Consider the following 23,180-nt stretch of genomic DNA (forward strand, 5'->3'; position numbering starts at 1 on the left):
ATATTAGCCTAAACGGCCAAAGAACGTCATACGAGCAGACTCAGATAAACTAATGTTGGGTTGAGTATTATAAGCAAGTACCACCAGCATACGGGTTTGCTCACCGATAGTTGGTGTTACTCTATGCATTGAATTCCTACCTCTAAACAATACCAACGCCCCAGGATCCATTGACAGGTTTTCAGTGATCACATTGCCATCTAAAATGTCCCCAGACATGACATAGTTCATATCACCATTATCCGCATCACGTACATCTTTTACATATTCAAAAACGCCCCCTTGTTGAGGGCTTTGCACCATTAAGGTAATAGCAAAAGAAGAGTTATCATAATGCCAACCTAGCTCCTGCCCTTCACCTGCATAGTGTAAATTAATGGAAGAGAGTGGATCAGCATATTCATACAAGGCTTGTTCACCCAATACTTCACATAAAAAGTCACGAAATTTAGGTGCTTGGTAAAGGCTATGTAACACCGAGCTTGTCGGTATTTGATCTGTGGTAATACAACCTTTAGAAGAAGTAACTTGACGATTTCTTGGGTGTGAATCGCTATAACTAGGATCAGTTTCAGTTAAATAAACGTTATGTTTATTGCCTGTATAATAAGCAATATGTTGATTATCTTTACCTTCTTGTTGCAATAACGAGATAACAGCAGGTTTTAAAAAATCTTTTATTACTAACGCACCATTCTCATCCAAGGTGCGCTTACAAGCCTTTCTAAATGTCGAATCATCTATTGGGCTAGTTGTTAAATCAATAATATCAGCTAATGCGAACTCCATTCTGCCCCTATCCTTTTCATTATTTATTACGATAACTATTTAACCAATTAATAGTCAGTAAATTTAGTATATAAACAACCACAGGTAATCATTGATTTTTTGCCTAAGATAATCTTAGGTTAGTTAACTATTTCACTTAATGGGATTAATTTATTATCAACCCCATTAATTAGGTTACCGACTAAGCGGTCAGTGTATTACTCTTTTGGTGGTCCTTGATTATCACCAGGGCCACCTTCCGGCCCCCTCTCTGGTCGCCCTTCTTCTCCCTCAAAATACCCAGTTTCTCCCATAAAACAACCAAATATCTGGTTTGTACCGGGTGCTGAAGCATGATAATGATAACCACGTATCGAATCTGTTTCGCCGCCACAGGCATCTAAACCGTCAGACTCAATACTGCCTTTATCTGTTTTTGCATAAATAGCATATCCATCTAGTGCATATCCGATCATCGCTGAGTGGCCATCTTCTTGAATACCAATTTCAGAGCATCCATTAGCGGAATGATAATGGTAACCTTCATGTGGGTTAGCATGTGCACCACAATCATCTAATACACCTAATGTATAAGAGCTTAAGATCATATCCAGTGGTGCTGGAGGACCAAATAACACACCATTTAAAGCAATGCCAGTGTTAGAGCGACCATTGATAGCGTTAGGTTCAGTCAGTGGCACTGGTACTTTAGGAATTAATACGGTTTTTTGAATGCCACCCTCTAAGTCTTCCAAAGAGCACGATAAGCAGAAATTATTAAACCCAGGAATAGGTCTAGGGTCACCAGCTACTTCACAACCTTTAGCACCATCAATCACGATGACTTCACCTGTATTGATATCATACATTTGCCATTTTTTGTCTTTGTATAAAGTCGACAAATTTTTAATAAATTCGCCATCAACTTGATAAACAGTGCCTTCACCATCAATCCATGTGCCCCCTTCTTCAGCACTCGATTCTATTGTAGGTGGGCAGTAAGGTCCTTCTGGAGATGAATCAGGATCGGCTGGAGCCCCTGCAATGGTGATCCGATAACAACTGGTTTCAGTTCCGCCACTTAAAGTACATTCAACGGTTTCAACATCTCCGACAATAGCACCATCGGCGAACAAACTTAAATCAACAGGTGCATTAATCAGCTGCTCACTGGCCTTTTGTTGTTCTTGAGAGGAGTCTGTTGTGGCATTATCTTTTATAAGGGAGTCTGGTTCAGAACAACCAGCAACTAAACTGGTAAGAATAATACTCAATATTAAGGTTAATTTAATCTGCATTAATGCACCTAAAATTTTGATAAAAAAGGTACATTAACACAATTTAAGTCAGTTAATTAAGCTGATTACTATTATTTAACCTTAAGCTTCTTTTTCAATTCTTTCAACTAGACTAGCTAGGAAAGTTTGATCTCTTCCTTGCTGTTTTGCTTGATACATGGCTTGGTCTGCTCGTATTAAAAAATCTTCTATTGACTCCTTAGCCTGATACACGGCTAACCCAGCGCTAAAGGTCAGCTTAGTTGCAGCACTTTCGTTTAGCTGGATACTGAGGTTTTGTAATTTATCGCGTAAGCTATTTGCAACTTGTGCAGCGCCAATTTCTCCGGATCCTGGCATCACAAAAATAAACTCTTCTCCACCAATACGACCGCAGAAATCAGTTTCTCTCCCTAAGGTTTTCATAGTTTTAGCAAACTCAGCTAACGCAATATCGCCAGCTGCATGTCCCCATTTATCATTGATATTTTTAAAGTGGTCTATATCAATTGAAATAATACTCAAATTATAATTGGCGCGCAGTGACATCAAAGCTTGTTCACCTAAACGCGCTAATGTTGCTCGCCTATTTAACAGACCAGTTAATTCATCCGTGCTAGCCAATAACATCAGCCTTTGCTCTGATTTTTTCTTATAGATGATATAACTTAATGTATCAGCCAATATCTCCATTAAAATATAATCATCTTTACAGAATGGCGCTGTGGGAGTGTGACTTGAAAAGTTTACTGTTCCATAAAGTTTGCCATCGACTTTAATCGGGCAGCCAATATAAGATTCTAGCTTAAAGTTTTGATAACAAGGATGGTATTTAATGTCACTTTCACCGGTAAAGTGAAAACCTACAGTTTGGCCTGCTTTCAGAGTATGGGTGCAATAGGTCCCCTCAATATCAAAATGAGTCTCCGGTTGTAGCTCATTATTCACATCAACACAACTCTCAACCACATAATCCTCGTCCATGATGTGCGATATGATTGCGATTTCAAAACCAAAATGGCGTAAACCAACCTCAAGTAATGAAGTCATTTGTTGATCATAGGAGGCATTTGTATCAGAAGTAATATTATGAATCTGTTGTAAAGTATCTAAAGACTGTTCTGCTGAGCGAGCTGATCGAATAAATGCAATATACCCAATCACTTCACCGGATAAGTCTCGCATGGCAGCACCAGTAGTTAATGCTAAAAATTGGTCTCCACCCTTTCGTTGATAAGTTACACGGTAGGTATCTGGCGCTGTATCATTCTTTAAGTTAAAACGTTTCTTACCTTGCTCAAAAAAATCTGCTTGATCAGCATAAAACATTTTTGTTTGGTGACCGTACAACTCCTGTTGCGAATAACCAAAAAGCTTCACAAACGCGTTATTTACATAAACCATTTCTCTATTGGTATTAGCCACAACAAGCGCCTCTGAGAAACCATCAAACATTGCTGTCAATAAGTTGAGTTGTAAGCTATCTGCTTTTAAATTAACTCCATTTAATGGCCTATTTTGTTGTTGACCACTTTTATGCTCTTCCATAAATAGACCTTAACTAATATTCAAGTTTATGTTTTAACAAATAATATCGACAATCATTAACTAAACTAAGCCTTCTTGAAGCATCATTTTTTGCACTGCATCACGCTTTAACATGCTTTGATAATGTTTATTCACATTCGGCCAATCTTGAGCTCGGCTTGTGTAACGACGACTCCAATAAGCGACCATAAACAGATGAAAATCAGCGCCGCTTAACTGTTCTCCTAATAACCAAGGCCCATCACCTTCTAAAGCTTGATCAATTACTTTCCAACACCTTGCGAGTTCTTCACTTGCTTTGTCGACGACCTGTTGTAAATTAGTGTCACCATTTACAAATTGTTCTGGATGTGCCCATCGATTCGCCGCTTCTTGCAATGTATTAGACATCCACGACATATATTGATAAAAAACTCCACGCTTTGAGCTCATTAAATCAGGCGATAATCCTGACTTTGGATATTGGTCCAATACATACATTAAAATAGCAGAGGATTCATAAATAACCTCCCCTTTATGCACGAGTGTCGGCACCTTACCATTAGGATTAATTGCTAGGTATTCAGGCGATTTTTGCATATTTTTCGCTAGGTCAATTTCAATTAAGTCATAATTAACAGCTAACTCTTCAAAAATCGCATGGATCGCCATATTAGCGCCTCCTTTATCCCAATATAAAGTAAAAATAATTGCTTCCTATGTTGTTTTAATTACGCGGTTTTATCTTTGTAGAAATAGCTTGCCATTTCGCAAAGATTTTTATGAATAACAAATTCTTATATAACCCTTAAAGCTATCACTTTTTCTACACAAAATTTAAGCCCATTATGTATAGCGTTGCGCTTATTCAATTCAACTGTGATACTCACCACTGTCAATTGATCATATCATTTTAACAGTCATATAAAAAATCGTACTGTCCCTAACCTTCTCATTTAGCAGTCATATCGATAACTAATCATTAATAAATAAACAGCACAAATAAAGATAGTACCTATTATTGACTATTCAATCTATTTAAGGATTTTAGTTATCATTTAAGCTATTTGTTATTAAAAAACATGATTAATAGCTGAAATTCCCTTAAAATTAGCGCAGTTCAATAGAACGTATTTTAAATGTAATTGTCTGCTACAAATAGGTTTTACGCATTGCCGTAATTAACAGATCTATTAATTAGTTAACATCATTTTTAACCATTAAAATTTTATAAATCTAAAGTTGTATTGGAGTTCAATGTCACACCATATCGAAGACTTACTAGCACAGTGGAAGCAATTTCCAAAGGATGACTGGGTGCTAGCGGTGATCACTAATATTCAAGGTTCTTCCTACCGTAAAACCGGTGCCATGATGTTATTTCATGCCCTAGGAAAAAGTATTGGTTTAGTCAGTGGTGGTTGTTTAGAGGGTGACTTACTTCGTCATGCACAACGTTCACTACAACAAGACCAAGCCATTAATGTGACTTACGATGCCAGCGATGAGAGTGATGCCAGTCATCAACTAGGTTGTGGCGGTATTGTTGATTTATTATTAATCCCTGTAACACCTAACAATAACTACTTGCATTTAGAAACGCTTAGACAGCAATTACAGCATGGTCAATGTGAATTTTATATTCCTTTGGTGAAAACCGGAACGCCATCAACATCAGTAAACACACAAGTTGTGCCTACTAATGCGCAAATTCATGACCCCAAAGCATCGTTCATTAACCCATCAGATTCACAGGTTAAGACACTCGCTATCCCATTTAGACCACGCTTTCATTTAGCAATTTTTGGCGGTGGCTTAGATGCACAGCCATTAGCTAAGTTAGCGTTACAATTAGGTTGGACTGTCTCTGTTTTTGATCAACGTAGTAGTTATGCTCATCCCATTAATTTTGTTGATACAAAGATAATTAAAGACCCTATTTCATCATTACCTTCATCGGTGCTTAACAAGGTTGATGCTGTTGTAGTGATGCAACATAATTTAGGGTTAGATGCGTTAGCCATAAAATTGATTGCCAGTAACAGTACCGCTTACATTGCTCTACTTGGCCCTCGTCATCGCAGAGATCAAGTATTTGCTAAAGCAAATGTGAGCTTATCGGACTTTTCAGGTTACTTTTCAGCACCAGCTGGTTTTGATATCGGAGGAGAATTACCTGAGTCTATTGCATTAAGTATTTTAGCCGAGTCCCACGCCCTATTACATGGTAAGTTACCCCTGCATGAATAAAGTTTTAAACCATAATAGCATTACCTTACTATTATTAGCGGCGGGCCAGAGTCGTCGTTTTAATGGTGTTAAATTAGCGCAGCCAATCACGGATTTAAGCATTGATGGCAGCACAGCAAAAACTCAGCCATTATTGCTACACAGTCTAGATAAACTCAATGCGCTATCTACTTATCTCGATACCTTAAAGATACAAAACCAAGTCGTCATTGTGCTTGGGCATCATCAACAAACACTGCAACAGCTACTCCCTAAAGGCACTAAGATCATCATTAATGAAGATAGTGACCGTGGTTTATCAAGTTCTATCAAAACCGCACTGCAAGCTACTGAACAAGCCCAAGCTAACAACCTTTTAATTACTTTGGCCGACCATATTGGGATCAGTTATTCAGATTATCAGCAACTAGTGCAATTATGGCTAAAAACCCAGAACAACGTTTGCGCTTATTATCAAGAGAAGTTAGCAGCTCCGGCTATCTTTAAGCACACGCACTTTCTAGCTTTAGGTGAGTTACAAGGAGATAAAGGAGCAAAACCACTATTAAAAAAACTAGCTGCAAGCAACGAATTAACCACCTTATTCTTAGCTAATGGTATTTATGATATTGATACTGAGAAAGATCTATTAACTTGGCAGAAACAGTTTTACTAAAGATAGAGACTAAAAAAAGGTGCTATGCCAAAAATACAAAAGACAATCAAAGTACGTGTTGTTAAGTACTTAATAGCAATACTTTAACAACTCGTTATCTTTAGTTTTTAAGCTTGATTAAGCGCTGCTCTTAAATGCTTTGGTTTCATCGGTAGTTTACGTAATCTCACACCCACCGCATTATAAATGGCATTAGCAATCGCAGGTGCAACCGGTGTTACAGCAGGTTCGCCTAAACCAGAAGGTGGATATTGATTAACTATAAACTCAATTTTAACCTCTGGCGCTTGTGCTAAACGTAATGGCGTATAGGTATCAAAGTTAGCATCTTTATACTGACCATTAAGTAATTCAGTCCCTTCATACAAAGCCATTGAAAGCCCCCATAAAGCCGCACCTTGGCATTGTGCTTCAGCGCCATTAGGATCAACAATAATACCTGCATCAATGGCAATCACTAACTTTTCTACGTCTACTAAGCCATTAGCTTTGTCCACTTTAACCTGAACACCACAGGCTACCCAAGTTGGCATATCACGCTCTTGACCAAAGGTAGAAGCAATACCTAAACCGCTATTTTCCGGTTGTTCACTGCCCCATCCGATCAGCTCTCCGGCTTTTTTGAGCACAGCAGCTTGTCTTGCAGCACCACCTTCAGCAACTGGAGTTGAGCCGGCATTACGACCTTCTGCAATCAACATATCTAATCTAAATTGTAATGGATCTTTACCGGCATGATGCGCTGCTTCATCCATAAAACTTTCAACTGCCCAACCTGTCCAACCTGGACCTACAGAGCGTAACCACCCCGGTCTAAAGGCAGCCATTGCTAGATCATTAGAGATTGCTCGAACCTTTTGTGCACCTACTTGATACCAATGGTCTGCACCAGCAATCGAGAACGGGTCATAAGGTTCATCATTAACACCTTTAGGCATAAAACCAGGTGCCAAGGCTTGAGTTGGCCAACCTGCAGCGGCATGATGTTCCATACCAATAACAGATTTATTGTTATCGAAGGCCATTTTTAACTGCTGTACTGATGCTGAACGTGCACTATCAAACTGTGTATCTTGCGCACGAGTCAATATCATTTTAACAGGTACACCACCCATGGCTTTTGATGCTAAGGCAGCAGGCACGGTATAATCACCATTTAAACGACGACCAAAACCACCACCTAACATGTAACTACGCAGTACGATGTTTTCTTGATCTTCGCCTAATGCTTTAGCTAACACAGGTAAAGTCAGTGATTGCCACTGACAACCAGAATGTACTTCCCACACACCATCAGGATTGTTAAAGACTAAAGCGTTCAGTGGTTCCATTTGCGCATGTAATACGGTATCAGTAATATATTGTTCAGATATATTGCTACTTGCTTTAGCAAAAGCACTATCTGTATCGACATTGCCAGTATCTAAAATACTACCTTTACTTTGATCACTAATCAGGGTTTTACCATGATTAATAATATCCGCTTCTGACACCTTAGTTGTTGCACCAGCGTCCCAAGTAACTTTAACCAGTTTTGACGCCTTTTGCGCAGCCATAAAGCTGCTAGCAATAACCATTAACCAACCTTCCACACTGTCACTAGGATCATCCAAAATAATGGTTTTTTGGTAACCTTTAACTTGTTGTGCTGCCGTATCATCGACGCTGGCTACTTTCGAGCCATAACGAGTGGGTGGCAAAATTGGGTTGGCATAAACCATGCCATCTACTTTTGCATCGATACCATAAATAGATTTACCATTGGTTTTGTTAGCAATATCTAATGAGGTAACTTGCTTACCCACCAGCTTAAGATCTTGATTAGGTTTAAGCGGTAAGGTTTTTAATTCATCTTCTGTAAATTGACGCGTTAAACCTAGTTCTACTAATTTACCGTAACTTATTTCACCTTTATTAGACACAACTTTACCGTCTATTGCTTGACATTGTGCAGCAGGAATTCCCCACTTTTTAGCAGCAGACTCAATTAAGGCAATACGCCCTGCCGCGCCCGCTTTACGATACACAGGCCAACTTTGCGAGACAGACCAGCTACCACCCGTTGCCATAAAGCCCCAGCGCGGGTCACTATCTACATGAATAATTTCAATATCATCCCATGACGCTTCCAGCTCATCTGCTAAAATACGCGCAATGGCAGTACCAACATGTTGGCCCATTTCAGAGCGAATAATGTTGACTTTAATTTTGCCAGCCGTGTCGATGGAGTACCATAACGAAGGTTCATAAACATCCCCTTCACTTGGTAAAACTTTGCCGTCAGGAGACGCAGGGTTCATTGCCGCTAATAGGTGTCGTGGGAAGCCAAAACTCATGCCCACGGAGGTCATCGCAATTAAAAAACCACGACGAGTAATGCCACCAGATTTACCTCTAGATATTCTGCTCATCATTACCCTCCTTAATAGTATTAGCTGCTTCATGAATCGCATCACGGATACGAATATAGGTCATACAGCGACATAAATTACCGCCCATCACCGCATCAATATCTTTATCCGATGGATTTGGAATATCCTTTAATAAAGCGGCTGCCTGCATAATCTGCCCAGATTGACAATAACCACACTGCGGCACTTGAATTTTCTTCCAAGAGATCTGTAACGGATGATCGTCTTTTTCAGCGAGTCCTTCTATGGTAGTGATTTCAGCACCTTCAACCGAGGAAACCGGCGTGATACAAGAGCGTGTTGCACGTCCGCCGACATGTACCGTACAGGCACCACAAGTACCAATACCACAACCGAACTTGGTGCCGGTCATCTCTAATTCGTCACGTATAACCCACAATAGAGGAGTATCGCTTTCAACATCGGCGCTTTTTGCTTCGCCGTTTAATATAAATTTTGCCATGATGACGTCTCCAGTGAATTAATGCTCAAATCGAGGTTGGTTACGAATCTCACCTACTTGCTCAAGCAATTTAGGCCAACTCTCTTCCCCTGCTGCTTGACGTAAATAAGCAGCTATCGATGCAATATCTTGATCACTTAATGCATCTCTGAAGCCAGGCATAACTACACCATGGATACCTTGGTCACTGCGTACACCGTCCAACATAATATTTACTAGGTTAGTGGGTTTATCGAGATGAGTAGACGAGCCTAAAGTAATTAAAGGACGCCCTTTTACGATCGTTTCACTGCTGTAATGGCAAGCTTGACAAGTAGTAGCATACAGTCGAGCGCCTTGATCAATACGTAAATCGGCTTGTTCATGCTGTGCTGCAATCGCAGACTTTAAAGACTCACTGGTGCTTGGGTCGATACTTTGATCTGTTCCATTTTCTGCAGCAAAGTAAACACTAATCGCTTCAATATCACTATTAGGTAAAGCAGATAAACCTTTGTGCATCACTGGTGCCATTGGCCCTGCTGCACTGCCATGATAAGGCGAATTACCCGTTGTTAAGTATTCATAAAAGTCTTGAGCTCGCCAAGGGATCGGCGACGTACTGGTATCAGTTAATGACGGAGCAATCCAACCATCAATCGCTGCACCTTGATACATTTTTTCGTACTGTTCACCACCTAATGCGTTACGAGGAGTATGACAGGCACCACAATGCGCTACACCTTCTGCAAGGTAAGCACCACGGTTCCATTGCTCTGACTTATCAGTATTCTCAACAAATGGTTCAGTATCAGCAAATAATAGTTTCCAACCTGCTTGTAGTGCTCGGATATTGAGAGGGAATGGAATGCCGTTGTCTTTCTTTTCTTGCTCAACAGCCGAGATTGAGGTCATGATATAAGCGTAAATCGCATTAATATCTTGATCGCTCATTTTGTTGAAGTGTTCATAGGGGAAAGCAGGTAATAGATGATGACCATCACGACTCACACCAGTGCGCATAGCGCGCATAAATGCCTCTTCAGACCAACTACCAATACCCGTTTTAACATCCGGCGTGATATTACTAGAATAAATGGTGCCAAACTCAGTATGCATCTCATAGTTACCTGCATATTCTTCACCACCTGGTGGTGTATGACAGGTACTACAATATCCAGCAGATGCTAAGATCTTACCTTGAGCAATAACTTCTGGGGAGTAATCCTTGGTCAACGGCGGGGTAACGGGATCAATCGATGAGTTCCAAGCATATAAACTAAATAAACCTAAACCCAACAACGATGCTCCGCCAATGCCTATTACGATGCGTTTCAACATAATGCACAGCCTTTTTTTGAATTTAATAGTGATAAGGAGTTAATTTTCAAGCGCACTCTCCCTGTTTGGCTTTGTAAGACAGCAGTAATGTCATCAGTATTTTGTCCAGAAATACCGGCCATTAGCCATTAGTGTTTTAAATATTTGTTGTTAAAAAGAAGTGATCAAATAGAACACTTAAACAAACATGGGCACATAAAAACAATAAATTACAAACATAGTATAATGGTAGTGTTAATAAAATGTGAAAGCAACCTCTGAGAATCATATAAACGCTAGCCGCCTGCTTATTAGACAGAATAAGTTGTACACTTGCCCATCGTAACGAATATAACCTTAATACTGCGCAAAAAAGTAAATCAAACCGGTATTTACAAAGGCCTGAGTTACATTACTTTCAATAACTCGTTAATGTGCCACATATTTTCCTGAGCTCCCTATCACTAGTAGTATTGCCTAGTCATTGAGTTAACTGTCTAGTATCAGATATCAGCTGAGGGCAATTACCCTGAACTAAGGTTAAATAAGTCACTCCCTGTTATCTTACTGATAATATGTGTAAGCTTATATTAGAGAACACCTATTTATAGTAGATAACCAAGTCGAGCAGACTAATATCTTCTGACAAACCGAACGACTCCAACCCGTTCGGTTTTTTATTAGGTGAAATTGATACTACCGATGTCTACCAATGTGATGATTTAACCTGCTATTTATTATAATTAGCTTTTCACAACTCGGTATTAATATAAGGAATATATAACAGTGGCTAACAGCAATAGATTTGATTTAACCGATACGACATTAACCATGAAAGCAGTAGTAACAACGGGTAATGGTGGCTATGACAAATTAGATTATAGAGATGTCCCTGTACCAACACCTAGCGCTGGAGAAGTGCTGGTACAAGTCCTCGCCGCAGGTGTTAATAACACAGAGATCAATACTCGTTTAGGTTGGTACTCTTCAAAAGTAACACAAGGCACTGAAAACTTAACCAGCAATGAAGATGAGATGAGCGACGCAGCAGAAACAGCTGATGGCGGCTGGAATGACGCAACCCCTTTCCCATTTATTCAAGGTACAGACTGTTGTGGTCGTGTGATTGCCGTCGGTGAAGGTATTGACTCAGCATTAATTGGTCAGCGTATTTTAATCCGCTCTTGTATTCGTTCAAACGGTTGGGATTCATTAGAAAACATCTGGATGGCTTCTGACTTTGATGGTGCATTTGCTCAATTTGTTAACATCGCCGCTTCTGAAGTATTCCCTGTTGACTGTGATTGGAGTGATGCTGAATTGGGGACTATCCCTTGTGCTTACGGCACTGCAGAAAACATGATTCATCGCGCAGGTGTTGATCAAAACTCGCATGTGTTAGTGGCGGGAGCATCTGGTGGTGTGGGTTCTGCCGTAGTACAACTATGTAAGCGCCGTGGAGCAAAAGTGACGGCGATTGCTGGTAAAAGTAAAATTGAGCAAGTTAATGCATTAGGCGCCGACACTGTTATTGAGCGTAATGACAGTGTTTTAAGCATTTTAGGTGAAAAATCAGTAGACGTGGTTATCGATAACGTAGCTGGTGATGCATTCCCAGAAATGACTGAGGTCTTAAAACGTGGTGGACGTTATGCTTCTTCAGGTGCTATTGCGGGTCCGATGGTCAACTTAGATATGCGTACTATGTACCTTAAAGATCTGACCTTAATAGGCTGTACAGCATGGGATGAACCTGTATTCCCAAATCTTATTGGTTACATTGAACGTGGTGAAATTAAGCCATTATTAGCTAAAAGCTTCCCGTTATCTGAGATTGAACAAGCACAACGTGAGTTCACCGAAAAACATCATGTGGGTAAATTTGTATTGTTACCACCAGCAATGACAGAGCAGCAAAAAAGTCATTTTTAATTAAACAATATTTTTACTGCCCATCAGCCCTGCTTTATCAATCATAATAAAGCAGGTTATCGGAGAACACACATCACTACGCTAAGTAGCAACCTGAGGTACACATGTTTTCAACTTTTAAAGCGACTATCTGCAAAGCTTTTAAACGTCTAGACACCATCAAAAATGAGAACCCCAATCTCAATCAACAAACTTGGTTTGAGATACAACCCTGCTCCACAATCAATATGTTTGGCAAACAGGTTGTTATCACCCAACCTAGCTCCTCTTTTCTCGTTTATCTTCTAGGTGTGTTAACAACTGCAGTAGGCATCTATTACCTCGCTATTGAAGATGGTCATATGTCACGTATCTTATGGGGCTGGTCTTTGATTCTTTGGGGTGTTGGTGCATTGATTGCGGGCACCAGTTATCAAGCCTTTGGTTACCAATTGAAATGCCAAAATCGCTCGGTTTGTCGTTGGACAAGTTGGTGGGAAGTGATTTACATGATGTTTCAGCAAGTCAGTATGAACGTGATGTTAGTGGCCGTTTGTTACTCTTGCACTCAGGGAGAGCTACTCACCGCTTCTATTATTTATGCTGTCGCCTGTAGCATTATCTACATCATACTCACTTTTATTGGTGGATTTAAACCAATTAAATCCTGGATCACCTTTGAGCGTATGGTATGGTTTTGTGCTCCTATTATGTTCTTTTTCATGGGCCTTAATGGCTGGCGCTATTTCACCTTAGGCACAGCGGTTGATCTAGCCTTACTTGGATCTTGGGCTTTAATCTGGTTAACCATGATCTTATTCTGGATATACGATTATCTAGGATGGACAAACAAGCTCTGGGAAGCAAAACGCATTTGGTTCTCTGAAAACGATGTATTACATGTTGTTTTAATTATTTGGGCTATTTACCTGATTCCAATGGCAGAATATATTGTAGATCTGTAAGCTATTATATAAATCTAAATCTTATTTATAAGTAATTTGATACTGATAGGGATGTTTTATCGCTCAATCAACACTATTCGTTATAGGATCGATTCAATGAATAGTGCACTCTCACTTGGAGAATATGATGAAATCAGTCAAACCCATTGATAGAAAGCAAGTAAGACCCACTGACGCTTACATCGAAGATAACATGGAGCCAAAATCAATCGCATTCAGTAGCATCACTGTGGTGCAACAAATGATGGATGCCGATGCAAATATCGCCGGTAATGTACACGGTGGTTCAATCATGAAACTAGTGGATAACACAGCTTGTATGGTAGGCATGCGACACACAGGCGGTAATGCGGTGACTGCCTCTTTAGACCGTCTGGATTTCCACTCGCCTGTTTATGTCGGTGATATTCTTCGCATCAAAGCCAGTGTTAACTATGTTGGCTCAACCTCAATGGAAATAGGCGCTCGAGTTGAAGCTGAAGCGGTATTAACCGGAGAAGTTCGTCATACCGCCTCTGCGTATTTAACCTTTGTTTCACTTGGTCCAGATAGTAAACCACGTCAAATACCTAAAATAATTTGTGAAACAGACAGAGAAAAAGCACGTTTTGCGGCAGCCTTGGTACGTAAAAAGAAACGTTCAGAAGCGATTAAAGAATCACGTGCGCAACGTGAATTAAGCCTTCAAAAATCATAATCTAATTTGTAGAGTATACACCCCTTCCACTAGAGCATTTGGCGTATAGTACGCGCCAAATATTCCTTCTTACATTTTTATTTTTCCCCAGTAAATTAGTATTATTCCCAAAAAATATAAACTGATTATCAATATCGATTAAATGTTAGTAATTAATCTTAAATTTTTACCATGAATAGCGGATGCTGAAATTTAAAAATAGCAATCAGGTCTTGTTAAACAATCACACTGCATTTTTAACATGTAGATGAGATTAATCTTAAAGCGTTGAACGTTAACTGAATAATTCGATTATTTAGTATCACTATTCGCTATTTTTAAAACTAACTTTAAAGGCAATTTTATAATGATAAACCTGAAATCTTTCATGATCGGTTTGGTAATTTCAACGGGCTTCCTTTCCAATGTAGTTAATGCAACAACCACAAAACAACAAGATAAAATAACACCTAAAGTAATTTTCTTTGACGTTAATGAAACACTGCTAGACTTGGGTAACGTTGGGAAGTCAGTATCCGCAGCGCTAGGTGGGCGAGATGAATTAGTCCCATTTTGGTTCACGACCATGCTCCATTATTCATTGGTGAGTAATGAAACAGGCGAGTACCACAGCTTCGCAGAGATAGGTATAGCCTCATTAGAGATGATAGCCAATCAACAAAACATTGAGTTAACTCCAGAGCAAGCAAAAACAGCTGTATTAACGCCCTTTAGAGATCTTGCACCTCACGCAGATGTAGTAGAAGGCTTAACAAGAATTCGAGCACTGGGTTATAAGATGATCACATTAACTAACTCTTCAGATGCGGGTATTGCAGCACAATTGAAAAACTCAGGATTAGCGCAATACTTCGATGGTTCATTAACAGTACAAAACTTACAAACCTTTAAGCCTGATTTAAAAGTGTACCAGTGGGCAGAAAAAGAGATGGATGTTGCACCTGAAGATGCGATGTTAATTGCAGCACATGCTTGGGATATTGCCGGTGCCGATAAAGTAGGTTGGAAAACGGCTTATATTCTTCGCCCTGGTAAAGCGCTTTACCCATTAGCAAACACGCCTAGCTTAACTGGAAAAGATTTAATTGAAATTGCAGCACAGTTAGAAGCAGACGCTAAATAGATTGACTGGTTTGAGTTATTGCATCAAAAACATTGATGATGTAGTAAAAGAATTTGTAATCGATAGCAATATCGGTTAATCCTACTTAAGGACTACATCACTGATTATAGTGATGTAGTCCTTATTATTAGTGTAGTACCTATAGCCGTTAAGTCTGTTTTACTAGCGCATTCGTTTGACGGTAGGTTTCCTGTATCACCCAAGCATCATTGGTGGCACGATGTCGCTGTATTTTAGTTTGAACGATAATTTTGTCCTTGGTTTCATGCCATATTTTCATCTGATGTTCCGACAAAATCATCTCTAATGGGCTAACATCAAATTTCATTTCTACACCAGACGCATGAAACAAACGAATCAACCAAGGTTTATCCACTACCCAACCATCAGAATATAAGGTCATTCCGGCCAATATTTCATTGAGTTGATGTGCCACTTCAACAACAGGTTTACCATAACGTTTTAATGTTTCACGAGAAATATTATGCACCTGCTCAGCTTCTTCATTCCAATAATCCCAATCTTTTGAAGGTGAGATTAACGTACAAAATTTTGTTCCATCACTTAATACCAACCCCACTTCAATGGGGTAACTTTCACCTCCAAAACCAGAGGCTTCAATATCAATAATATTAGGGCATCCTTTAGGTTGCATAAAGTATCCTATTACATGTGGAGAGTTTATTTATATTAGTCATTTTGTTGCAGCATCTCTTGTTGTCGCATTGGCATTGAATCTATGGTCGAGATTAGCTCCGTTATATCCAATTGTTGTGCGCGCAATTTAATGCCGCCATCTTTACCAATCAATAAAACCCGATATTTATTCAGAGGAAACGTGTCTTTTGTGCGCTCAACAAATTGCATAGATATCCCGCCCTGATAATTGCTGATCACCTGTGTATCTTGAACAATAAACCATACAAGATCCCGATCGATAACAGCCTCTTTATACTTGGCGAATAACTGTTGATTACGTTTATCATCGTCGCTTGATAACAATAAAATAACGCGATTTTTCCACATTAATTCACTGATATTATTTAAATTTTCCGCTTGTGCTTCGCAACTAGTGGTTGTCAACATAACTAGCAGCAGTAATATATATTGCATAATGATACTCACTTTTAATTAGGTTTATATTTACGACTGACCTCATAACGTCTCTTTACCTCGTTAACAATAATCCAATAATAATGAACAGCAACAGCGTACTCATACCTTGCCAAAACACCACGGGTTTACGCTCTATTAAAGGTGCTCGCCCTTTTGCTAAAAACTGCTTGCTTGGATGCCTTAAATCATAGATAAATTCAGATAACACTGAATAACGATGCTTAGGCTCAACTTGTAAAGCCCGTTGCAAAGTATCATCAATCCACAAAGGTAATTCTGTATCAGCAGTAATAATAGGTCGATACCTTAACTTGCGTTGCGCGGATAGGCTCCTAGCCTGTGTTATTTCTGCCTTGTAAGGAAATTTTCCCGATAACATCTGGTAGGTGATAACTGCAATGGAATAGATATCCGACGCCGCAGTCCCCCACTCACCTAAAAAATATTCTGGCGCAGAATAACGCAAAGTACCGCGTAACATTTGCTCCTGTTCAACATAACTAACACCAGCAATATAGGTAGAGCCAAAATCAATAATTTTTACCGTATTATCACTATCGATCATAATATTTTGTGGGCGTAAATCTTGATGAATCATCTCCTGACGATGAAAGGCTTGCACTCCTTTCACTACCTGCTCAATAATATTACGCACAACTTCCAAGCTAGGGGTTGGGTTATCGATGATCCACTGTTGCAGTGATTTCCCTTCAATATATTCACTAACAAGGTATACAAAATTTTGCTTGCGATTAGCGTTAATGGCTTTAGCCACATATGGGTTATTAATGCGCTTTGCAACCCATTGCTCTAACATAAAATGTTCAAGATATTGTTCATCAGTGCGCATTTCCACTGAGGGTGTTTTAATCACAGCCTGTTTTTGTGTCGTCAGATCTTTAGCTAAAAATACATGACTACGGCTGCTTATATATAACTCCCGTAATATTTGATAACCATCAAATTCCATTCTTGGTGCTAAATTGGGTGGCATCGGCAGTTGTGTTAACTGATGTACTTCATCTAATTGATAATCGGGTATACTATTTACTCGTACAATTTGAACGCTTAAATTATCATTACTGCCGGCAGCCATTGCTTGCACAATAACCTCGTTCGCTGCCTCAGCTAAGTTCGACTTTTGTTGAATAATCTTTGATATTTTATAACCATCAATAAACTCGAATACACCATCGGTAGCGAGTATAAACAGATCGTCTTTTTGTATTTGCAAACTTGTATAATCGATGGGTAAGGTTTTATCAATTCCTAATGCACGTGTTAAATAACTAACCTCATCGGATACACGTAGACGATGATCTTCAGTAAATTGTTCTAATTGTTCACCCGATAACCGATAGATGCGACTATCGCCAGAATGGAATATATGTGCCGTATTAGATTTTAAGATTAATGCACTAAAGGTACAGACATAGCCTTTATTCTTATCAAAACGGTTAGGGCTATCTAAGGTTTGTGCATGTAACCACGAGTTAATTGATTTAAGGACAGTTTGCCCCGAACTTTTAACTGACCAAGTATCAGCTGTACAATAATAATCAGCTAAAAAACTTGAAACTGCTGTTTTACTAGCGATTTGACTCACTTGACTGGAGCTGATGCCATCGGCGATAGCCAGCACCACTCCTTTTGTGCTTAACAAAGGCTCGTTAGGTATTAAGTGTCCAATGTGATCTTGGTTAATTGCTTTAATGCCTTTATCACTTGCACTACCAATACTCACACTCAATGGTAATCCCACAATACCTCCTGTACCCAACAGCCTAAGTTAAACACTTGATGCAATTAACGCATTACACGTTGTGCTGATGTTTTCACGTGTGTGTAATAAAGTGGTAAGCCAACTAAACATAAGCCACCCACTAAATTACCCAATACGGTTGGTAACTCATTCCATAACAGATAATCAGTAACAGTGAAGTCACCCCCCATGATCATTGAAAAAGGAAATAGGAACATATTTACAATTGAGTGCTCAAATCCCATATAAAAGAACAGCATAATTGGCATCCACATTGCCGCCATTTTACTCCCTGCAGAAGTTGAGATCATAGCGCCCACGACGCCCATTGACACCATCCAGTTACATAACATGCCACGGATAAAGATAGTAAACCAACCACCAACGCCATGGGCTTGATAACCTAAGGTTCTCGACTCACCAATGGTAGCGACTTTTGCAGCAATCGCACCACCATCTGTCCCATAACCTAAGGTTAGGATAAATGACATCATAAATGCCACGGTGATCGCACCAAAAAAGTTACCAATAAATACCAGTCCCCAATTACGCATAACACCAGAGAAGGTCACTCCTGGTCGTTTGTCTAATAACGATAAAGGAACCAAAGTAAACACACCGGTAAGCAGATCAAATTTCATTAAATAGAGCATGATAAAGCCGACAGGGAATAAACAGGCGCCAAGAATTGCACTGCCGGTTTTAGTGGCCACGGTTATCGCAAAAACAGCCGCTAAAGCGAGAATAGCCCCCGCCATAAAAGCCCTGATCAAGGTATCTTTCGTGGACATATAAACTTTAGATTCACCTGCATCGACCATTTTAGTAACAAATTCACTGGGTTCTAAATATGACATAACTACCTTTCCTTAGATTAATTAAAAAACAACCACTTACGTTAATACAAAGCACAAACAATGCCACAAACTAAACCATTGATTTATAGCTCATTTTTTTAACGCTATATTTTTAATTCACTAATTTTATACATTTAAAAGTATAATAATTTATAATTGCACCAAAATAGAGCGCTAAAATTCAAACGTTAATTTCTAATAACACAAATAACTTACTAGCGACTTAATACTGACATGTCGGTAAAATTTACCTAGCATTCAGTTTATTCATTAAATCAACCTATTAGGTTACCTGCCTATAAAAAGTACGTTTTCAGCCTGTATGCCTATTGCTAGGTAGTTTTTATGTTAGCTAACAATCTCTAACTCACATAAAACAACCTGTCGGAAAAGTTTACAAAAAGTATCATAAAGAAAAATAACTCGAATATAACAACAACTTATAAATTGGTATGTTACTTGCTAATTCCTAGTCGCTGTTGTGACAGATAAACAATGGCATAGGCATTAATAATTGATTTAAAAGGATTTTTAAAATGAAAAAACGACTGGGTCTAACCACCCTCTTATTTGCAATGAATGCTAATGCAGCATTAATTAACTTTGAGAGCACAAGTGCAAGTAATAGCGGCGCGCTTATTAACTACGATAATGTTGTCACTCCCACTTCCATTGTAGGCGATGCGATTTTTACATTAAATGTTAATGGCGATTTCAACTCTAACTATGAATATGCGGATCTAGTATTGAATGGATTTAGTTTAGGACGTATTTTAGATAGTAATACAAGCAATGATTTATTTAATTTTACCAATGATGTCGGTAATCAGTCTATCTCGACCATCACAGGAACAGCGACAATCTCAGAGAGCGTTTTCTCGTCATTAATAAGTGATGGTTTTCTTGATTTCTCTTTTGATGCCAGTTCAAGTGTGAATTGTTGCGGTACGATCAATGAACTATCTGGAACAATATCTTTCACTGAATCAACATCAATCCCAGAGCCGGCTCCACTTATGTTATTAGGACTGGGTTTATTAGGTTTTGCAAAATTAAGAAAGAAAAAGTAGTTTTATTCAGTAAAACTTAGTCCCTAACTAGGTCACTATTGACGATAGTTGGGGACTATATTTAATGTTCGACAAATTGATGGCAAAATAGGTTTATTATAACAAGCGCGCCACTTTATCCTTATTCACATCTGTAGCAGTATTCGCTATGGTTTGTACATTGTCGTCGTCAAGATCAACCCTATTACCTGTGTGCTCGAAAATAGCTTGTTGAATTTTTTCATTAGTCATTTCACCTTCAATTTTCACAATATTATTGTTTTCTTTTCCATTTGAAGCAGAGCCTCCCGGCAAGTAAATAGTGCCATTACTAAAATCCACTGCGAAGGCAATCACACCAGGCACTAAAAAAAACAATAAGCCAATGGCATTTAGAGCAACGATACTGGCATCCAGTTGCCCAGCGCTTTGCCCTTTTCTCTCTGGTTTAAGGATTGTGCCACAACCTGACAATTGAATACTTAACCCCACTATTAATGGTAATGCAATGCGCTTTTGTATTTTTATATTCATAATATTCCTTTGAAATTGTGCTTTGTTTGATGACTTTTTTGAATATGTAATAAGTTAATCAATGCCAGATTAACCTCGTATACCCATTAAGACATAAAAGTGAAATTGAAGTTCATTTTGCTAACCGTAAGAGCCCAAGTAATAATTTACTAAGTCTCCCTTAAACCAGTTAACAAACAATAAAGCAAAAAATTCACTTAATAATGCTTATTGCATATCAATTATATAATAGGTTTACTAATGGTTAATTAGTAAACAAAAATTCAGTAATGAAAAATATTTTGAATAAATAACCGCCAGTCATTCTAAAAATCAACAACCTCGAATACATCGATGTGATATTGATCACATAATGTTCAATAAAAACTCGTATGATAAAAAGGAATCGCTTGATAGGCAAATGATATGATCTACTTTATAGTAAGTTCAATTAGGTTGGTTTCACTTAACATATTTAATAATTCAGTTTTTTATACTGCTTAAGGAAATAAAACAGCATAAAACTCTTTTTAATCAATTAAAAAGATTGAATTTTAGTTAATGAAACTAAACAAAAGCACATACACTATTAAGTAGCACAAGGATTTGTTCTAAAACAATAAAACTACAAGGAAGTAAATATGAAAAAAATTAGAGATGTCTTATCTGTCTTTTTATTAGCATTTAGCACCACCGCTTTTGCTGAAGAGACCAACTCATTTAGCCAAGCAATCGCAAGCCTGAGTGAATCTGTTGATGGATTCTTCAATGATTATACCGGCTGGTTTGTCGGCTTAATTTTTAAAAGCGTTCCAGTTGGCGACGCAAACTTTCCTCTTATCGTAGGCTGGTTATTAATTGCAGCTATCATTTTTACTCTTTATTTTGGTTTTATACAGTTTAGAAAAGCTGGTTTGGCTATCGATATTGTTAAAGGTAAATATACGGATCCTAATTCAAAAGAAGAAGGTGAAGTATCTCACTTCCAAGCATTAACAACGGCATTATCAGGTACTGTTGGCCTGGGTAACATTGCTGGTGTAGGTGCTGCACTTGCTATCGGTGGACCTGGTGCAACATTCTGGATGATTTTATGTGGCTTACTAGGTATGGCTTCTAAGTTCTGTGAATGTACATTAGGTGTAAAATACAGAACTATCTTACCATCAGGTGCAGTTTCAGGTGGTCCAATGTACTACTTGAGCCAAGGTTTAGGTGAGAAAGGATTAGGTGGTTTAGGTAAAGCGTTAGCAATTGGTTTCGCATTAATGTGTATTTTAGGTTCATTGGGTGGCGGTAACATGTTCCAAGCTAACCAAGCACACGCAATGTTAACTTACGCATTTGATGTACCAAGTGAATACGGCATTATTACAGGTGTAGTATTAGCAGCATTAGTATTCTCTGTAATTGTAGGTGGTATGCCTTCAATCGCTTCTGTAACTGAGAAAGTAGTTCCTTGGATGGCAGCGTTATACGTTGGTATGGCTTTAATCGTTATTGGTGCAAATATCGGTCAAGTTGGTCCAGCATTCGCAGCAATCTTTGAAGGTGCCTTTACTGGTGCAGGTGTTGTTGGTGGTTTTGTTGGCGCATTAATCCAAGGTTTAAAACGTGCAACCTTCTCTAATGAAGCGGGTGTAGGTTCGGCGGCTATTGCTCACTCTGCAGTAAAAACAAAAGAACCAGTCACAGAAGGTTTAGTGTCATTACTAGAACCATTTGTAGATACTGTTGTAATTTGTACTATGACAGCATTAGTTATCACTATTGCTGGTCTAAACGTTGCACCATTTGACGGTAGTGGCTTAACAGGTGTAACACTAACAGCGGCTTCATTTACTGAAACAGCAGGTGTATTTAAATACCTACTAGCATTGGCTGTAGTTATGTTTGCTTTCTCTACTATGATCTCATGGTCATACTACGGTCTAAAAGCTTGGACTTACCTGTTTGGTGAAGGTAAAGGTACTGAATTAGTGTTTAAACTTATGTTCTGTGTCTTTGTTGTAGTCGGCGCAACTATTCAGTTTGGGGCGGTAATCGACTTCTCTGATGCAGCTATCTTTGCAATGTCTATCTTTAACATTATTGGCCTATACTTCTTAATGCCAGTGGTTAAGAAAGAGCTACATTCATTTATTGCACGTGTTAAATCAGGTGAAATAAAAAGGTACGATACAAAATAATCCTAATTAACATTTAATATGCGACATATTCGTCGCATTAAATAAAAAGCTCACTTCGGTGAGTTTTTTTGTATATGATATTCGCTATATGATAGTCATATTGATGACATAACGGCTACCATCTTTACATAAAGGCATAATACCAATCATAGTAAGTAACTGATCTATTTTACTTGTTAAAACAACTTATTTTTTCGTTGTAAGTTTCGTATAAGGAACAACCATTTACATCAACTTACGCCTCTAACTAAGCCATTTTTCCGGCGCAAAATTTAGATCAGTTATTTAATACAATTGGTATTAGCGGGTTAACCGGCTTACTGGCTTTAGCAACGACCACTTCAGTGT

The 23,180-nt window shown here is 38.7% G+C and carries 20 protein-coding genes; 8 read left to right on the top strand and 12 right to left on the bottom strand.

What is annotated here, in order from left to right; translation table 11 throughout:
* Positions 1-3 precede the first annotated feature (3 nt).
* From DS885_RS07465 to DS885_RS07480, 4 genes are all read right to left on the bottom strand, one after another.
* Positions 4-789 carry a HalD/BesD family halogenase gene (locus DS885_RS07465; protein ID WP_113818808.1) on the bottom strand — a complete coding sequence of 262 codons (786 nt, stop codon included), beginning with the start codon at positions 787-789 and terminating at the stop codon, positions 4-6.
* 197 nt (positions 790-986) lie between these two features.
* Positions 987-2,066, bottom strand: a complete 1,080-nt coding sequence (locus DS885_RS07470) for a YHYH protein (protein WP_113818809.1) — start codon at positions 2,064-2,066, stop codon at positions 987-989.
* A gap of 81 nt (positions 2,067-2,147) precedes the next feature.
* On the bottom strand, positions 2,148-3,593 hold the full coding sequence (locus DS885_RS07475) for a sensor domain-containing diguanylate cyclase (protein WP_113818810.1): 1,446 nt from the start codon (positions 3,591-3,593) through the stop codon (positions 2,148-2,150).
* Between the two features lie 60 nt (positions 3,594-3,653).
* The gene (locus tag DS885_RS07480) at positions 3,654-4,283 is read right to left on the bottom strand and encodes a glutathione S-transferase family protein (RefSeq protein WP_258546866.1); all 630 of its coding nucleotides are present in this window, start codon (positions 4,281-4,283) and stop codon (positions 3,654-3,656) included.
* A 546-nt stretch (positions 4,284-4,829) separates the two neighbouring features.
* Here DS885_RS07480 and DS885_RS07485 point away from each other — a divergent pair.
* On the top strand, positions 4,830-5,822 hold the full coding sequence (locus tag DS885_RS07485; protein ID WP_113818812.1) for an XdhC family protein: 993 nt from the start codon (positions 4,830-4,832) through the stop codon (positions 5,820-5,822).
* On the top strand, positions 5,815-6,477 hold the full coding sequence (locus tag DS885_RS07490; RefSeq protein WP_181817727.1) for a nucleotidyltransferase family protein: 663 nt from the start codon (positions 5,815-5,817) through the stop codon (positions 6,475-6,477). Before DS885_RS07485 ends, DS885_RS07490 begins: the two co-directional genes overlap by 8 nt.
* A 107-nt stretch (positions 6,478-6,584) precedes the next feature.
* Here DS885_RS07490 and DS885_RS07495 read toward each other — a convergent pair whose 3' ends face one another.
* The 3 genes from DS885_RS07495 to DS885_RS07505 are packed head-to-tail and all read right to left on the bottom strand — an operon-like array spanning position 6,585 to position 10,671.
* Positions 6,585-8,888 (bottom strand): xanthine dehydrogenase family protein molybdopterin-binding subunit, encoded by a 2,304-nt coding sequence (locus DS885_RS07495; protein WP_113818814.1) that lies wholly within the window; start codon positions 8,886-8,888, stop codon positions 6,585-6,587.
* A complete protein-coding gene (locus DS885_RS07500) occupies positions 8,872-9,351 on the bottom strand; it encodes a (2Fe-2S)-binding protein (RefSeq protein WP_181817728.1) in 480 nt (159 codons plus the stop codon). Before DS885_RS07500 ends, DS885_RS07495 begins: the two co-directional genes overlap by 17 nt.
* An 18-nt stretch (positions 9,352-9,369) precedes the next feature.
* Entirely contained in the window at positions 9,370-10,671 is a 1,302-nt protein-coding gene (locus DS885_RS07505) for a cytochrome c (protein ID WP_113818816.1), read from the bottom strand.
* Between the two features lie 810 nt (positions 10,672-11,481).
* Here DS885_RS07505 and DS885_RS07510 point away from each other — a divergent pair.
* The 4 genes from DS885_RS07510 (at position 11,482) to DS885_RS07525 (ending at position 15,346) form a co-directional block, all read left to right on the top strand.
* Positions 11,482-12,582, top strand: a complete 1,101-nt coding sequence (locus tag DS885_RS07510) for an alcohol dehydrogenase family protein (RefSeq protein WP_113818827.1) — start codon at positions 11,482-11,484, stop codon at positions 12,580-12,582.
* A 104-nt stretch (positions 12,583-12,686) separates the two neighbouring features.
* The gene (locus tag DS885_RS07515; protein ID WP_113818817.1) at positions 12,687-13,526 is read left to right on the top strand and encodes a hypothetical protein; all 840 of its coding nucleotides are present in this window, start codon (positions 12,687-12,689) and stop codon (positions 13,524-13,526) included.
* A gap of 127 nt (positions 13,527-13,653) precedes the next feature.
* Positions 13,654-14,223, top strand: a complete 570-nt coding sequence (locus DS885_RS07520; protein WP_220149666.1) for an acyl-CoA thioesterase — start codon at positions 13,654-13,656, stop codon at positions 14,221-14,223.
* Positions 14,224-14,569: 346 nt separating this feature from the next.
* The gene (locus DS885_RS07525) at positions 14,570-15,346 is read left to right on the top strand and encodes a haloacid dehalogenase type II (protein WP_113818818.1); all 777 of its coding nucleotides are present in this window, start codon (positions 14,570-14,572) and stop codon (positions 15,344-15,346) included.
* A gap of 148 nt (positions 15,347-15,494) precedes the next feature.
* Here DS885_RS07525 and DS885_RS07530 read toward each other — a convergent pair whose 3' ends face one another.
* The 4 genes from DS885_RS07530 to DS885_RS07545 are packed head-to-tail and all read right to left on the bottom strand — an operon-like array spanning position 15,495 to position 19,081.
* Entirely contained in the window at positions 15,495-16,001 is a 507-nt protein-coding gene (locus tag DS885_RS07530) for a hypothetical protein (protein ID WP_113818819.1), read from the bottom strand.
* A gap of 35 nt (positions 16,002-16,036) precedes the next feature.
* Complete coding sequence (locus DS885_RS07535; RefSeq protein ID WP_113818820.1) at positions 16,037-16,459, bottom strand: DUF4174 domain-containing protein; 423 nt, start codon at positions 16,457-16,459, stop codon at positions 16,037-16,039.
* A 55-nt stretch (positions 16,460-16,514) separates the two neighbouring features.
* Positions 16,515-18,224 (bottom strand): bifunctional protein-serine/threonine kinase/phosphatase, encoded by a 1,710-nt coding sequence (locus DS885_RS07540; protein ID WP_113818821.1) that lies wholly within the window; start codon positions 18,222-18,224, stop codon positions 16,515-16,517.
* A 44-nt stretch (positions 18,225-18,268) separates the two neighbouring features.
* On the bottom strand, positions 18,269-19,081 hold the full coding sequence (locus DS885_RS07545; RefSeq protein WP_113818822.1) for a formate/nitrite transporter family protein: 813 nt from the start codon (positions 19,079-19,081) through the stop codon (positions 18,269-18,271).
* Positions 19,082-19,617: 536 nt separating this feature from the next.
* Between DS885_RS07545 and DS885_RS07550 the strand changes: the two genes are divergently transcribed.
* Positions 19,618-20,151, top strand: a complete 534-nt coding sequence (locus DS885_RS07550; RefSeq protein ID WP_113818823.1) for a PEP-CTERM sorting domain-containing protein — start codon at positions 19,618-19,620, stop codon at positions 20,149-20,151.
* A gap of 96 nt (positions 20,152-20,247) precedes the next feature.
* Here DS885_RS07550 and DS885_RS07555 read toward each other — a convergent pair whose 3' ends face one another.
* A complete protein-coding gene (locus DS885_RS07555) occupies positions 20,248-20,664 on the bottom strand; it encodes a hypothetical protein (RefSeq protein WP_113818824.1) in 417 nt (138 codons plus the stop codon).
* 620 nt (positions 20,665-21,284) lie between these two features.
* On the opposite strand from DS885_RS07555, the gene DS885_RS07560 reads away from it, so the two are divergent.
* Positions 21,285-22,832, top strand: a complete 1,548-nt coding sequence (locus DS885_RS07560; protein ID WP_113818825.1) for an alanine/glycine:cation symporter family protein — start codon at positions 21,285-21,287, stop codon at positions 22,830-22,832.
* The last annotated feature ends 348 nt before the right edge of the window (positions 22,833-23,180 follow it).

It is taken from the genome of Psychromonas sp. B3M02 (assembly GCF_003318165.1).
GTDB lineage: Bacteria > Pseudomonadota > Gammaproteobacteria > Enterobacterales > Psychromonadaceae > Psychromonas.

Bases quoted from the DNA above. Each gene is read 5' to 3' on its own strand.
- DS885_RS07560 (WP_113818825.1), top strand. From the start codon at position 21,285: ATGAAAAAAATTAGAGATGTCTTATCTGTCTTTTTATTAGCATTTAGC.
- DS885_RS07510 (WP_113818827.1), top strand. From the start codon at position 11,482: ATGAAAGCAGTAGTAACAACGGGTAATGGTGGCTATGACAAATTAGAT.
- DS885_RS07465 (WP_113818808.1), bottom strand. From the start codon at position 789: ATGGAGTTCGCATTAGCTGATATTATTGATTTAACAACTAGCCCAATA.
- DS885_RS07515 (WP_113818817.1), top strand. From the start codon at position 12,687: ATGTTTTCAACTTTTAAAGCGACTATCTGCAAAGCTTTTAAACGTCTA.
- DS885_RS07470 (WP_113818809.1), bottom strand. From the start codon at position 2,066: ATGCAGATTAAATTAACCTTAATATTGAGTATTATTCTTACCAGTTTA.
- DS885_RS07490 (WP_181817727.1), top strand. From the start codon at position 5,815: ATGAATAAAGTTTTAAACCATAATAGCATTACCTTACTATTATTAGCG.
- DS885_RS07485 (WP_113818812.1), top strand. From the start codon at position 4,830: ATGTCACACCATATCGAAGACTTACTAGCACAGTGGAAGCAATTTCCA.
- DS885_RS07520 (WP_220149666.1), top strand. From the start codon at position 13,654: ATGAAATCAGTCAAACCCATTGATAGAAAGCAAGTAAGACCCACTGAC.
- DS885_RS07550 (WP_113818823.1), top strand. From the start codon at position 19,618: ATGAAAAAACGACTGGGTCTAACCACCCTCTTATTTGCAATGAATGCT.
- DS885_RS07530 (WP_113818819.1), bottom strand. From the start codon at position 16,001: ATGCAACCTAAAGGATGCCCTAATATTATTGATATTGAAGCCTCTGGT.
- DS885_RS07495 (WP_113818814.1), bottom strand. From the start codon at position 8,888: ATGAGCAGAATATCTAGAGGTAAATCTGGTGGCATTACTCGTCGTGGT.
- DS885_RS07525 (WP_113818818.1), top strand. From the start codon at position 14,570: ATGATAAACCTGAAATCTTTCATGATCGGTTTGGTAATTTCAACGGGC.
- DS885_RS07535 (WP_113818820.1), bottom strand. From the start codon at position 16,459: ATGCAATATATATTACTGCTGCTAGTTATGTTGACAACCACTAGTTGC.
- DS885_RS07545 (WP_113818822.1), bottom strand. From the start codon at position 19,081: ATGTCATATTTAGAACCCAGTGAATTTGTTACTAAAATGGTCGATGCA.
- DS885_RS07500 (WP_181817728.1), bottom strand. From the start codon at position 9,351: ATGGCAAAATTTATATTAAACGGCGAAGCAAAAAGCGCCGATGTTGAA.
- DS885_RS07475 (WP_113818810.1), bottom strand. From the start codon at position 3,593: ATGGAAGAGCATAAAAGTGGTCAACAACAAAATAGGCCATTAAATGGA.
- DS885_RS07505 (WP_113818816.1), bottom strand. From the start codon at position 10,671: ATGTTGAAACGCATCGTAATAGGCATTGGCGGAGCATCGTTGTTGGGT.
- DS885_RS07555 (WP_113818824.1), bottom strand. From the start codon at position 20,664: ATGAATATAAAAATACAAAAGCGCATTGCATTACCATTAATAGTGGGG.